The sequence below is a fragment of the Streptomyces natalensis ATCC 27448 genome, assembly GCF_000935125.1.
GTDB classification, from domain to species: domain Bacteria; phylum Actinomycetota; class Actinomycetes; order Streptomycetales; family Streptomycetaceae; genus Streptomyces; species Streptomyces natalensis.
This window is the reverse complement of record NZ_JRKI01000008.1, coordinates 36,364-49,899: the sequence shown is the minus strand read 5'-3', so window position 1 is coordinate 49,899 and position 13,536 is coordinate 36,364. Positions and strand designations below refer to the sequence as shown.

The following is a 13,536-nucleotide window of genomic DNA, read 5'->3' as shown; positions in this document are numbered from 1 at the left end:
ATCACCGCAGACGCACAACTGCTGACACGTCCCCCCACGTGCCCATCCGCATACGTGTCGGCATATCGCCATCGATTCCCGACCGTCTGGAGACGGACCGCACATGACTGCCCCCATCGCAGACCAGAGTGCCGAACAACTCCCCTGCCCCACCCGGCTGTCCGACGTGAAGGGCTGGTTCTTCACCGCCGACCAGCTGATGTTCGACTGGTTCCTGGCTCACCAGCAGGACCGGTCGGTCGCGGGCGACCTGCTCGAGCTGGGTGCGTACATGGGCAAGAGCGCCATCTTCATGGGCGCCCGGATGCGCTCCGACGAGCGCTTCACGGTCTGCGATCTCTTCGATTCCCCCGCCGAGGACGCCTCCAACTCCCAGGAGATGAACAAGTCTTACGCGACCTTGACGCGTCGCGCCTTCGAGGCCAACTACCTCTCGTTCCACGACGAGCTGCCCAGCATCGTGCAGGGCCTCAGCTCCGTCGTGCGCGATCATGTCGCGGACGATTCGGTGCGGTTCGCCCATATCGACGCCTCGCATCTGTACGAGCATGTGCACGGCGACATCCTGTCGGTGCGCGAGCTGCTCACCGAGGACGGCGTGGTGGTCCTGGACGACTACCGTGCCGAGCACTGCCCGGGGGTGGCCGCCGCCACCTGGCAGGCCGTGACCGGCGAAGGACTGCGCCCCATCTGCATCACCGGCACCAAGTTCTACGGGACCTGGGGCGATCCCGAGCCGCTGCAGAAGGCGCTGCTGGAGTGGTTGCAGTCACGCAAGGACGTGTGGCACGAGGTGCAGTACATCAATGACGCCCCGCTGATCCGGCTGAGCGCCAAGAGCGCGAAGGAGCCGGCGCAGCCGGTGTCCCGGCACAAGGCGAAGGCCACCGTGCCCAAGCCGGCGCGCCCGGCACAGCGGCCCGCAGCGGGGCCGAAAGCGCCCGCGAGCCGCCCGGCGGGCCGGCCGGTGCCGCGCGCGGGGCGCAGCGTGCTGCGCAAGGTGGCGCTGGACGTGCTGCCGCCGATCGTCACCCGGGCGATCGTCTCCGCCCGCCGCAAGGCCCGCGCGGGGCGCTGACCCCACCCGCGTAAGGCGTACGGTCCGGAGCGCACACCCGGCCCGTACGCCTTTGTCCCCTCTGCCTCCCACCCGCTCCGCCTACCGCGGCACCTGCGCCACCAGCACGAACACATTGCGCCGCAGCAGCTTGCCGGCCGCCCGGGGCAGCGGGGCGGAGTAGGTCCGCCGCACCGCCAGGCCCGCCGACTCGGCGAAGGCGCGCAGCAGCGGGAAGTCGGTGAAACGGAGCGGGGCCGCCTCGGCGCGGTGGCCGGCCTCCTGCGGGGTGATCAGCACCACGCCGCCGCCCGGCCGGACGTACGGCAGATAGGCCCGCAGCAGGCCCTCGACCTGCTCGTCGTCGAGATGTTCGAGGACATGGGCGCACAGCAGCGCATCGAAGCCGCCGGGCCGGGCATGCGGGCCGGCGAGGAAGGCGTCGGCGGTGTAGGCGGTCAGGCCGCGGTCCCGGCACCTCTGGACGGAGCGCGGGTCGTGGTCGATGCCGACGCTGCCGGGCGCGCAGTCGGCGAGGGTGACGCCGTCGCCGCAGCCGATCTCCAGCACCCGGCCGGGGCCGATCCGCCGCAGCTGCCGCCGGTAGCGGGGCCGGGAGGGCGCGGGCCGTTCCGCGTCGGCGCGTTCGCCGTCCGGGACGAGGGCGGTGGAGGCGTGCGGGGCGGTGCCGGTGCTGCGGGCGGGGCGGGCACCGCGCGGCCGCGGGGCGGGGGCCTCGGGCCGGCTGGCGGGGGCGGAGCTGTCGGTTCGGCCGGGCATCGGGTCGCGGTCACCTTTCCCTGGGGACACGGCGCGTGGGCGCCCTGGCGCTGCCCAGGTCTACGGCATCGAGAGGGAGCCGGGCGGTGCGGCACGCCGCCCCGGTGCGGCGCCGGGCTGTCTCACCCTTTCAGCGCAGATCCGGTGACCGCGCCGCCGACGGGCGAGTTGAACGCCGCAATCCCGTGATGCGCCTGATCGGAATGTGTTCGGAAAGGCAGGTCCGCGCGTATGAAGCCCCGGCTCACCGTGGTCGTCCCGGTCCCATGCGGCGAGGTACCGGCGCGGAATGTGGAGGAGTGCCTGGCGTCGGTGGCGGCGCAGACGCTGACCGCACTGGACGTGGTGCTGGTGGAGGGGGCCGGGGACGACGGCGAGGCCGGTGCGGCCGCCGAGGTGGTGCGGGGATACGCCGAGCGGGACCCGCGGTTCCGTATCGTCCGCCCACCGGCCGCCCACGGGGGCGCCGGCGTCGGGGCGGCGCGCAACGCCGGTGCCCGGCTCGCCCTGCCGCACACCGGGTATCTGGCGTTCCTCGACGCGGACGATGTGCTGCTGCCGCGTGCGTACCAGGACCTGACCGGCCTGCTGGACCGGTCCTGCGCCGATATGGCGACCGGCGACGTCCACCGGCCCGGCGCGGGCGGCCACCTGTGGTCCCCGTGCCCCCCGGCCGTCCGCGGGACCGCGCTGCGTACGCACGTCACCGAGGACCGCACCCTGCTGTCCGACCATTTCGCCCGCAACAAGGTCTTCCGCCGTTCCTTCTGGGACCGGCACGGCTTCGCCTTCCCCGAAGGGGAGTGGTGCGAGGACGCGGCGGTGACCCTGCCCGCGCATTTCCTGGCGGAGGCGGTGGACGCGCTGCACACCCACGTCGTCCACCGGCGTCTGCCGGAGGGCGCCGCGCGCTACCGGCGGCCCGGTGCGGCGGCCGTACGGGAGCGGTTCGCGGCGGTGGCCGGCATCCGCCGCTTCCTGGCCGATCCGGCGCATCCGGAGCGTCATGCCTTCCGGCAGGAGTACGACCGGTGGGCGCTGGCCGACGGGCTGCTCGACCTGGTGGCGGCGCTGCCCTCGGCCGCGCCCGAGTCCCGCAGCGCATTCCTGGAGTGCGCCCGCGACTTCCTCGCCGGGGTCGACCCCCTGCTGTTTCCCGCGCTCCCGGTCGAGCTGCGGATGCGCTGGTATCTCGTGCGCGCCGGGCGGCCGGCGGACCTGCTGGCGCTGCTGGCGTATGAGGAGCGCAATCCGGCCGGGTTCGAGGTGACCGGGCCGCCGCTGCGCAAGCGTGCGGTGCTGCCGTTCACTCCCCCGCTGGAGCTGCCGCCGGGCGTGTCGCGGCTGGACCGTACGGATCTCCCCGTACGGACGCGGGTGCTGGAGGCGGTGTGGCGGGACGGGGCACTGGTGCTGCGGGGCTGGGCCTATCTCCGCAATCTGGACGCGGCGACCCGCCGCGGTTATCTGCGCACCGCGGTGCTGGCGCAGGGGCGCCGGCGGATCGCGCTGCCCATGCGGCCGGTGGCGATGCCGCAGGCGACCGCCGCGTCCGGTCAGGAGCGGCACTGTTACGACTGGGCGGGTTTCGAGGTCACGCTCGATCCGGCGCGGCTGCGCAGGGGCGGGCGCTGGGAGGAGGGGGAGTGGACGGTCGGGGTGATCGTCGCGTCGGCTGGGGTGGTGCGGGCCGCGGCGCTGGAGGCGGGGGACACCGGCTCGGGGGCGTCGCCGCTGGCGTATGAGACGGGCGACGAGGGCGTGTGGATCGTGCCGCGGTATGTGCAGGGGCGGCTGCGGCTGGCGGTCGAACGCCGGGCGTACCGGCTGGCGGGGCAGCGCCTGGCGGCGGCCGATGCGCTTGATCTGACGGTCATGGCGCCCGGCCCGCGACCGGCCGCGCTGCGGCTGACCCATCGGCGGACGGGCGCGGTCACGATGTTTCACGTGAAACCGGACCAACCGGCCGACGGGCCGGCGTCCGGGGAGCGCGCGGATGCCCCGCCGTCCGGGGCGCCGCTCACCGTCCGTATCCGGCTCGACAAGCTGGCCGCCGCGCGCCCCGAGCCGGATGCGGCGGCGCCGCGGGCGATTGCGCCCCGGCACACCGAGACCTGGACGCCGGAGCTGGTGCTGCCGGACGGCGCCACGGTCCCGGTCGGCTGCCCGCCGGAGCTGCCCCCGGTGGGTCATCCCCTGGCGCACGGCCGGGAGCTGGTCGTCGCGGCCACCGCCGCCGGGGAGCTGGTGCTGCACGACCGCACCCCGCAGCCGTATGCGGACCGGGTCATCTGGCGGGGCGACGGGACCTTGCTGGTGGCGGGGCGGCTGCCGGATGCCGCGCCGCGCGCCACCGAGGTCGTCCTGCGGCACACCGCGCACGCGGCCGAGGCGGCGTTCCCCGCCACCCACGACGGCGGCCGTTTCCACTGTGCGCTGCCGCTGGGCGCGCTGCCGTCCCTGGCGGGGGCGCGGCCGCTGCGCGAGGGCCGCTGGACGCTGCATCTGCGGGAGCGGGGCGCGCCCGGATCACCGCTGGACGCCCCGGTCCGCTTCGCGCCCGCCGTCTTCGAGGGCCTGCCCACCTCCCGTACGGCCGGCGGCAAACCGCTCACCCTCGACCGGCACCGCCATGACGAGGCGCTGGTGACGGCGGGCCCGGCGCTGCCCGCCCCCGACCGCGGCCCCTACCGCCGCCGGGTGCTGCGCGAACTGCACTATCCCCTCCACCGGGGCCGTCCGCTGCGCGACGCGGTGCTCTACAGCAGCTTCGGCGGCCGGGCGTACGGGGACTCGCCGCGTGCGGTGCACGAGGAGCTGGTGCGCCGGGGCGTGGAGGTGACACATCTGTGGGCGGTCCGCGACGGCCAGGCCACGGTGCCGGACACCGCCCGCGCCGTGGTCGTCGGCAGCGCCGCCTGGCACGGTGCCCTGGCCCACAGCCGCTGGATCGTCACCAACACCCATCTGCCGTCGTGGTTTCTGCGGCGCGAGGGCCAGACGGTCGTCCAGACCTGGCACGGCACCCCGCTCAAGCAGATCGGGGCGGGACTGGCGGGCACGCTCTGTGCGGGGCTGTCCCATCTGGCGCCCCGGCCGCGGCTGGGCCGCCAGTGGAGCGTGCTGCTGTCGCCCAATGCCCACAGCAGCGCCGTCCTGCCCGCGTCGCTCGGCTTCGCCGGTGAACCCGTCGAGACCGGGCTGCCGCGCATCGATGCGCTGCTGGCCGCCGACCGGGAGAGCAGGGCCGCCGCGGTACGCACCCGGCTGGGCGTCCCGGACGGTAAGAAAGTGGTGCTCTATGCGCCGACCCCGCGCGACCATCTGGCCTATGACGCGGCCCACCACCGTCTGCATCTGCCGCTCGACCTGAGGATGGCCCACGCCGCCCTGTCCGACGACCATGTCCTCCTGGTCCGCAGCCACCCGCTGGTGGCCGACCGGCTGCCGGCCTTCCCCCAAGGGAGCCCCACCGCCCCCACCGCCCCCTTCGCCCTCGACGTCTCGGACCACCCCGACGCCACCGAGCTCCTGCTGGCCGCCGATGTGCTGGTCACCGACTACTCCTCGCTGGCCGTGGACTTCGCCAGCACCGGCCGTCCGATGCTCTTTCTGACCCCCGACCTGCCGCACTACCGCGACACGCTGCGGGGTTTCACCCTCGATTTCGAGGCCCGGGTCCCCGGCCCGCTGCTCGGCACCACCGGGGAGCTGATCGATGCGCTCGGCGATCTGACGGCCATCGCCCGGGCCGGCGCGGAGTCGTATACGGCCTTCCGCGAGGCCCTCTGCCACCGGGACGACGGCGGCGCGGCGGGCCGGGTGGCCGATCTGCTCATGGCGTGAGCCGCCGGGGACGGCCGGAAGGGCAAAGACGGCGGCGGCAAGGTGGTGGCGTTCGGATCGGCATCGCACGGCCTTCGCGTCGTTACAGGTTGTGCAGGCGCCCTTACGGCCCTGCACGCCCGAGCCCGGCCTTTCCGACCCGTAACCGGCCAGTAAGAAGACGGCAAGAACGCGGAAAACCGCGGCGAAGGGTGCAACCCTGCGACGGGAAACCGCCTCTGTTCCATCAGACAAACGGACCAGATCCCGCTCGTGCCCCCAGAGATGCTGTCGACACGAAATGTAGATTGAGTGACTGTGAAAGAAGCCCGTGAGCCACGGCCTGGGCCCACCATCACGCCAAACGAACAGGTCAGCATCGTCGTCATCGCCTTCAACGATGCCGCGCACGTCCGCGACGCGGTGCGCTCCGCGCTCGCCCAGGGCGACGCCGTCCTCGAGGTGATCGCGGTGGACGACGCCTCCACCGACGGGACGGGCGAGGCGCTGGACGCCCTCGCACATGGCGACGACCGGCTGCGGGTGATCCACCGCACCGAGAACAGCGGAGGCTGCGGCAGCCCGCGCAACGACGGGCTGCGCGCCGCCACCGGCCGCTTCGTGATGTTCCTGGACAGCGACGACGTCCTGCCGCCGGACGCCGCGCGGTCCCTGCTGACCGCCGCACTGCACCATGACGCCCCGGTGGTGGCGGGCGCCTGTGTCCGCCGCGAGCTGCCCGCCGGGCGGGACGTCCCCTGGCAGCCCGGCCTCTACCGCGAGGCGGCGCTGCACCACCCGGCCGAGGACAGCCCCCAGCTGGTCCGCGACACCCTGTGCGTCAACAAGCTCTATGCCACGGCGTTCCTCACCGCGCACGGCATCGCCTTCCCCGAGGGCCGCTACACCTACGAGGACTTCGTCTTCACCGCCCGCGTCCTGGCCGCCGCCCCGCGGATCGCCACCATCCCGGACCCCGTCTACGTCTGGCACGTCCGCCGTTCCGCGGCCCGGCAGTCGATCTCCCTGGCGCGCGATGACGTGGCCAACTGGCAGGCGCGTATCGATGCGCACCGCGCCAGCGTGCAGATCTTCCAGGACGCCGGGCACAAGGCCCTCGCGCATGCCGCGGAGACCAAGTTCCTCGATCACGACCTGCGGATGTACGTCCGCGAGCTGCACACCCGCGGCGGCGACTACCGCACCGAATGGTGGCGGCTGACCCGTGACTATCTGGCCGGTTTCGACGAGGCCGGTCTGCGCGCCGCCCGCGCCCCGGCCCGCTGGCTGGCCCGGGTCGTCCTGGCCTCCCCCTCCCCCCGCGACCTGGAGCGTCTCACCCAGCTCGCGGCCCGTCCGGGGCGGCTGCTGCCCCCGTACGCCGAGGCCGACGGGCAGGCCGTCTGGGCGCCCGACCTGCCCCAGGTCGGGCTGGACGCGCTGGGCACCAAGCCGATGCACCGCCTGCCGGTGACCATCGACGCCGAACCGGCCATCGGGCCGCGCAGCACCCTGCGGCTGCGGGTGCACGACATGTACGGGCGGCTGTCCGCGGCGGGCCCGGTCAGCATCGACATAGAGCTGCGCCGCCGCCGGGACGACCGGCGCGGCCCCGTCCACACCGCGGCGCTCACCCCGGCCCCGCCCACCGCCGGATCCGAGACCTGCTGGACCGCCGAGGTGGTCCTGGACCTGGCGACCCTGATCGAACGGGGCTCGGCCCGCTCGGCCGACCCCGAGCCCTGGGACCTGATGGCCGAGGTCCGCTGCGAGGACGGCGACGGCTTCCGCGCCTCCCTGCGCGCGATGGGCCCCGGACTGCGCCGACGCGTCCTGCCCAGCCGCCGCCACGGCCTGCTGCTGGCCCAGCCGTATGCGACCACCGGGGGCGCGCTCTCGCTGCGGGTCGCGGCCGGTCTGCGCAGCGTATGGCGGATCGCGGCGCGCAGATTCGGCCGCTGAGCCGCGCCGGTCCGGCCGCTTCCCCTCCCGTTGTGTCCCCCGACCTAGGATTGGCGTATGTCTTATTTGATCACGGGTGGTGCCGGTTACATCGGCTCCCATGTCGTACGGGCCCTGCGCCAGGCGGGCGAGCCGGTCGTGGTGCTCGACAATCTGACGACGGGCATCGCCGACCGGATCCCCGAGGACGTCCCCCTGGTCGTCGGCTCCACCCTCGACCGGGCGCTGCTGGACCGCACCTTCGCGGCGCACGAGATCACCGATGTGGTCCACCTGGCCGCCAAGAAGCAGGTCGGCGAGTCGGTGGAGATGCCGCTGCACTACTACCGCGAGAACGTCCACGGTCTCCAGATCCTCCTGGAGGCGATGGCCTCCGCCGGGGTCGGCCGGTTCGTCTTCTCCTCCTCGGCCGCCGTCTACGGCATGCCGGACGTCGACCTGGTCACCGAGGACACCCCCTGCGCGCCGATCAACCCGTACGGCGAGACCAAGCTGGTCGGTGAGTGGATGGCCCGTTCGGTCGGCAAGGCGCACGGCATCAGCACCGCCTGTCTGCGGTACTTCAATGTCGCGGGCGCGGCCACGCCGGAACTGGCCGACACCGGGGTCTTCAACATCGTCCCCATGGTCTTCGAAAAGCTCACCGAGGGCGCCGCTCCGCGGATCTTCGGCGATGACTACGACACCCCCGACGGCACCTGCATCCGCGACTACATCCATGTCGCCGATCTCGCCGATGCCCATGTGGCCGCCGCCCGCCGGCTCGCCGAGCCCGGACCGGTGCGCGATCTCACCCTCAACATCGGCCGGGGCGAGGGCGTTTCGGTCCGCGAGATGATCGATCTGATCTGCACGGTCACCGGGCACGAGGGCGTGACGGCCGAGGTCACCCCGCGCCGCCCCGGCGATCCGGCCCGGGTCGTCGCCGCGGCGGACCGCATCACCCAGGAACTGGGCTGGAAGGCCCGCCATGACGTCCGCGAGATGATCGCGTCGGCGTGGGCGGGGTGGGGGCTGCGCGGGCAGCGCTGAGGCGCCCGCTCGGGCCCTGTCCCGAGCCACCGGCAAGGACGGACGGATCGCGGAGATCCGTCCGTCCTTTGCCATGAGGGGCCTTGGCCGGCCGTTGGGGCCTCAGTGATGGGGGCCTGGCCATGGGGAGCCCTGGTCATAGGGGCCTGGTCATAGGCGGCCTGGTCATAGAGGGCCTGGTCATAGAGGGCCTCTGTACGGGAGCAGGCTCCGCGGGATCGTCACCGTGAGCGCCCCGCCTGCTTCGCCCTCCGCCACCGGCAGCCGGAGCCGCAGCGTCCCCACGGTGAGCCGGACGGCCGCGCGGCGGTGGCCGGGCGGTCCGCCGCGCAGGCGGGCGCGCAGGGTGAAGCGGTCGTGGGACCGGCGCTGCACCTTCGTGGGCAGGGCGATCACGCCGCGCTCGTCGCAGAGGATCAGCTGGAGCTCGGCGTCCACGGGGCAGCCGGGGAGGGTGAGGTGGGCGGTGAGGGTGGTGCGGGTGGCCTTGCCGTGGACGTCGGCACCGAGGGGCCGGCGGGCGCCGCGGGTGTCGAGGTCGAGGTGGAGATGGCCGTGGGGGTGGGACAGGAAGAGGGCGCCGACGGCGGGCTCCGCGGGGCCGCGGGCGAGCAGGCGGGGGGCGAGGGCCGCGGGGTCCTCGGTCTCCGGGCACAGCCAGGCGGCACGGCGCAGTGCCGATCCGGACGCGCCGGCCGCGCCGTAGGCGGTGAGCGCGATCTTCAGGCCCCAGATGCCGTCGGTCAGCGGGGCGCCGTCGAGGGCGGTCGCGGGGTCGAGGGTGGCGTGCCAGATGCCGCCGTGGTGCCGGGCGGGGAGGCGGTGTTCGCCGCCGCGGCCGCGCAGGACGAGGTCGACGCGGTGGGCGGCCAGGCCCGGCAGTTCGGCGGTGCCGTGGAGATGGAGGAGGCCTTCGCGCCAGTGGTGGCCGGTCAGGCGCTGGCGCAGGGCGAGGCGGGTGCTCAGGTCGTAGCAGGCGTCGGGGAGGGGGTGGTCGGGGTCGCGGAAGTGGGGGTAGGCGGCGTAGACGCGGCCGTCGGGGTCCACATGGGGCGGGCCGGGGCTGTGCTGCGTATCGGCGCGGACGACGGCGGTCAGTTCGTCGTCGAGTCCGGCGCGCAGGCAGTGGGCGCGCAGTCGGAGGCCGGGCGGCAGCGCGGCCATGATGCGGTCGGTCAGGTAGCGGGCGACGAGGGGGCGGGCGGCGTCGGCCATGGCGCGGCGGCCGGCCCGGTCGCGGGCGAGGTAGGGGGCGGCGAACGGCATGAGTATCTCGCCGTGGAAGTGACGGGTCATCAGCTTGTCGCGGTCGGGGCCGGGCGGGACGGCGGCGGCGACCTCGGCGAGCACGGTGGCGATATAGGCGAGGTATTCGGGCCAGTCGATGTCCTGGCGGGTGGCGTTGCTGTCGTCGTCGCGGCCGTGGAGGTAGTAACAGTCGTAGTCGGCCAGGACGGAGACGACCTCGGCGTGCAGCAGGGCGGCGATGCCGAAGGGGAGGTCCTCGGCCAGGAGGCGGCCTTCGACGAAGCGGAGGCGGTGGCGGTCGAGGAAGGAGCGGCGGAAGAGTTTGTAGGCGGCCAGGCTCCAGTAGACCGGTGAGTCGAAGAGGGAGACGCGGGGGCTGGTGAGGCGCAGGTCGACGGGGGCCGCGCGGCCGTCGGCGCCGACGATGCGGCCGTAGACGATGTCGGAGCGGCAGGTGTGGGCCATATGGGTGAGGCGGGCGAGCGCTTCGGGGCCGAGGCGGTCGTCGGAGTCGAGGAAGAAGACATAGTCGCCGGTGGCGCGGGCCAGGCCGATGTTGCGGGGCCGCCCGGCGCCGCCCGACGGGAGCCCGCTCACGACGGTCAGATTGGGGTGGCCGCGGGCCGCCTCGGCCAGCCAGGCGCCGCTGCCGTCGGTGGAGCCGTCGTCGACCGCGATCACCTCGATGCGGTCCTGGGCCAGGGTCTGGGCGAATACGGAGCCCAGGCTGCGGCCGAGGTAGCGCCGGGTGTTGTGGACGGGGACGACCACGGTGACGGTCGGTACGGCCATCCGCCCTCCGTTCGTCGTCCCGGGCCCCCGGGGCCTCTGGGATCCCGGGGGAATCAGGGGAAGCTACCCCGCGCTCCGGCGCAGCGCACCGTATGGGCGAGAGATATACCTTCATCATCCGTTATCGATCCTTTAGGGTGAGTTCGCCTGTCTTGATCTTGTTCTTGGAGCTGGGGGATCGCGGCACGGTGAGAGCGATCATCAAACGCAGCGCCGCACCCGCGCTCGCGGCGCTGCTGTCCATGGGGGCGTACTGCCTGGCGCTGGCGGCCCACGGCAGCTATCCCTTCGGGACGCGCTCGCGTGCCGTCAATGACCTGGGCAACCAGTTCATCCCGTTCCACGCCCGGCTGTGGGATCTGCTGCACGGCACCACCAGCGGCGATCTGTTCTTCAACTGGAGCAGCGGCTACGGCGTCCCCTTCCTGGCCGACTTCCTCACCTATCTGATGAACCCCTTCTCGTGGCTGGTGGGGCTTTTCCCGCGCCCTCTGGTGGAGTTCCCGGTCTTCTTGGTGACCCTGCTGAGCATCGGGCTCGGCGCGGCGCTGATGACCGTCTTCCTGGGGCGGCTCGCGCCGGGCCCCGGGAGGCTGCGGGCGCTGCTCTCCGTGGGCTACGGACTGTGCGCCTGGGTGCTGCACGACGGGTTCGCCGATCCGATGTGGATGTGGGGCCTGGTTTCGCTGCCGATGACCGGTATCGCCGCGGACTGGTGTCTGCACCGTCGCCGGTGGGTGGCGGGCACGGCACTCTTCGCGCTCGCCTGGGCGGGGAATTTCTATACGGCGGCGATGGCGAGCCTGGCCACGGCATTGGTGCTGCTGGTGCGGGTGGTGACGGCCGAGGGGATGCCGACCGGGGAGCGGCTGCGGGTGCTGGGGCGGGCCGCCTCGATGACGGTCACCGCGCTCGCGCTGGCGGCGCCCGTGCTGACCGTCACCTTCGAGGCGAGCCGGGCCGCGCAGACCGCGCCCGCCTGGACCTACCCCGGACCGCCGCCGCTGCTCGACCAGTTGGCGCAGCTGCTGCCGGGCGGGCGGGACGCGGAGGAGCTGCCGCACATCTTCGCCGGGATGCCGGGGCTGCTGCTCGTGGCCGCCTTCCCGTTCGTACGCGCTCTGCCGGTGCGGGTGCGGGTGGGGTGGTACGTCCTGGCGGTGGCGGTGGCCGCGTCGTTCGTCTGGGAGCCGACGATTCTGCTGTGGCACGGGTTCGCGCTGCCCAACGGGAGTCCGTTCCGTGCGGCGTTCGTCCTGAGCGGGGTGGTGGTGATGATGGCCTGGCTGGCGCTGGCGCACCGGCCACGGTCCCGTGAACTGGCCGCGGGCGCCGGGCTGGTGGCGCTGCTGGCCTGGCTGTGCCGGGACCGGCCCGCGGTGGGCGGCGCCACCTGGATTCTGCTGGCGGGCGGCGGGATCGTCCTGGCCGCGCTGATCGTGCTGACTGCGGCCCGCCGCCGCGCCGCCAGGGCGGCCGTACGGTCGGCCGCCACCGCCGCGCTGACCTGCGCCGTGCTGCTCGGCTCGGCGTACTCGGCGTACTCCCTCATCGCACTGCGGGACACGATCGCGTGGTTCCGTCCGAAGGCCACCCTCAGCCAGCGGGCGCTGGCCACCCGGGACGGGCTCGCGGCCCGCGACGACTGGCCGCGCTTGCGCACCGACCCGGGGCCGCATGAATTCGCCAACAACGACCCGCTGTTGATCGGCGGTCAGGGCGGCTCGTACTACAGCAGCTATGTGCCGGCCGCGACCGCCCGTGCGCTGCACCGCCTGGGCGCCGGCTGGTACATCAAGGGGCGGCACACCCTCAGCCTGGAGGACCCGGTGGGGCGCGCCCTCATGGGCGTCGGCAGCTACCTTGCGCCGCACCACGACGGCGGCTTCACGGCACAGAACGCCCGGCCGGGCCCGCTGGTGTCCGTACGCCGCGATCTGCGCCGCGGCGGACGCGGCGCGCACCGCACCGCCGCCCCCGACGGGCCCCGGACGCCCCCGGACGGGACCGTCTTCGCCCGCCAGGAGCGGGCGCTGGGCGCCCGGGTCTACGAGGTCCCCGCCCTGTCCCCCGCCACGGGCACCGCCCCGCTGCGCGACGCCACCGGCTGGACGCTGCCCGCCCGCAAGCCCCCCGGCGAAGCGGCCGACGGCGAGGCCCCCGGCACCACCTTCACCGCCCGCTGCACCCCGGGCGGCACCGCCGTCTGGTACGCCCCGCAGTTCGCCGGGCATGTCAGTGCCCTGGGCCGGTGGACCCGGGCGATCGGGCGGCGCGACGGCATCACCGAGAACCCCGTGCGCATCCTGGGCACCGTGCCCGCCGACGGCGCCGTGCCGGTCCGGTTCACCCCGGACGGTCCGCAACATATCCCCGAGCACCCCATCGGCTGTCTCCCCCCTCACTCGCTGTCCGACGCGGTGGCCGCCCTGCGCGCGAACGGCCTCGTCAAATGGAACACCGGCGGCCATGAACTGGTTGCCGCGCTGCCGCCCCACAGCTCCGGCAGTGCGCTGATCGCCCTTCCGGCGGTGCCCGGATGGGGCTGTTCGGTGGACGGGGGGCCCTCGCGCGCCGCAGGCTCGTACGCCGGTCTGCTGGCCGTCCCGCTGCACCCCGGCGCCTCCCGGCTGTCCTGCGCCTATACCCCTCCGGGCCTGCTGCCGGGGCTGGCCGCGAGCGGCGCCGGTGCGCTGGCCCTGGTCGCCGTGGCGACGGCCGCCCGCCTCCGCGGACGCCGGAACCGCTCGTTCGCCACACCCTCCCAAACCATGACAATCAACCAGATTTGCCAGAATTACCCCGCAGGGGACGGCGACCGCGCCGTCCCCTGACCCTCG

General features: G+C 73.9%; 7 protein-coding genes. 5 read left to right on the top strand and 2 right to left on the bottom strand.

The features are described 5' to 3' along the window. Positions 1-103: 103 nt before the first annotated feature. Positions 104-1,078 carry a class I SAM-dependent methyltransferase gene (locus SNA_RS05105; RefSeq protein ID WP_030069401.1) on the top strand — a complete coding sequence of 325 codons (975 nt, stop codon included), beginning with the start codon at positions 104-106 and terminating at the stop codon, positions 1,076-1,078. An 81-nt stretch (positions 1,079-1,159) separates the two neighbouring features. Here SNA_RS05105 and SNA_RS05100 read toward each other — a convergent pair whose 3' ends face one another. Continuing rightward, positions 1,160-1,837 carry a class I SAM-dependent methyltransferase gene (locus tag SNA_RS05100; protein WP_030069403.1) on the bottom strand — a complete coding sequence of 226 codons (678 nt, stop codon included), beginning with the start codon at positions 1,835-1,837 and terminating at the stop codon, positions 1,160-1,162. 231 nt (positions 1,838-2,068) lie between these two features. Here SNA_RS05100 and SNA_RS05095 point away from each other — a divergent pair, with 231 nt between their 5' ends. The 3 genes from SNA_RS05095 to galE all read left to right on the top strand — a co-directional run bounded on the left by SNA_RS05095 (position 2,069) and on the right by galE (position 8,656). Continuing rightward, entirely contained in the window at positions 2,069-5,683 is a 3,615-nt protein-coding gene (locus SNA_RS05095; RefSeq protein ID WP_044363496.1) for a bifunctional glycosyltransferase/CDP-glycerol:glycerophosphate glycerophosphotransferase, read from the top strand. Positions 5,684-5,980: 297 nt separating this feature from the next. Then, a complete protein-coding gene (locus tag SNA_RS05090) occupies positions 5,981-7,624 on the top strand; it encodes a glycosyltransferase family 2 protein (protein WP_078969695.1) in 1,644 nt (547 codons plus the stop codon). 57 nt (positions 7,625-7,681) lie between these two features. Beyond that, a complete protein-coding gene (gene galE, locus SNA_RS05085) occupies positions 7,682-8,656 on the top strand; it encodes a UDP-glucose 4-epimerase GalE (protein ID WP_030069410.1) in 975 nt (324 codons plus the stop codon). 180 nt (positions 8,657-8,836) lie between these two features. Here the strand turns inward: galE and SNA_RS05080 are convergent, their stop codons facing one another. Then, the gene (locus tag SNA_RS05080) at positions 8,837-10,696 is read right to left on the bottom strand and encodes a glycosyltransferase family 2 protein (RefSeq protein WP_044363494.1); all 1,860 of its coding nucleotides are present in this window, start codon (positions 10,694-10,696) and stop codon (positions 8,837-8,839) included. Positions 10,697-10,884: 188 nt separating this feature from the next. Between SNA_RS05080 and SNA_RS44645 the strand changes: the two genes are divergently transcribed. Further along, positions 10,885-13,530, top strand: a complete 2,646-nt coding sequence (locus SNA_RS44645; RefSeq protein ID WP_275041984.1) for a YfhO family protein — start codon at positions 10,885-10,887, stop codon at positions 13,528-13,530. The last annotated feature ends 6 nt before the right edge of the window (positions 13,531-13,536 follow it).

Bases quoted from the DNA above. Each gene is read 5' to 3' on its own strand.
- SNA_RS05100 (WP_030069403.1), bottom strand. From the start codon at position 1,837: ATGCCCGGCCGAACCGACAGCTCCGCCCCCGCCAGCCGGCCCGAGGCC.
- SNA_RS05095 (WP_044363496.1), top strand. From the start codon at position 2,069: ATGAAGCCCCGGCTCACCGTGGTCGTCCCGGTCCCATGCGGCGAGGTA.
- SNA_RS05105 (WP_030069401.1), top strand. From the start codon at position 104: ATGACTGCCCCCATCGCAGACCAGAGTGCCGAACAACTCCCCTGCCCC.
- galE (WP_030069410.1), top strand. From the start codon at position 7,682: ATGTCTTATTTGATCACGGGTGGTGCCGGTTACATCGGCTCCCATGTC.
- SNA_RS05080 (WP_044363494.1), bottom strand. From the start codon at position 10,696: ATGGCCGTACCGACCGTCACCGTGGTCGTCCCCGTCCACAACACCCGG.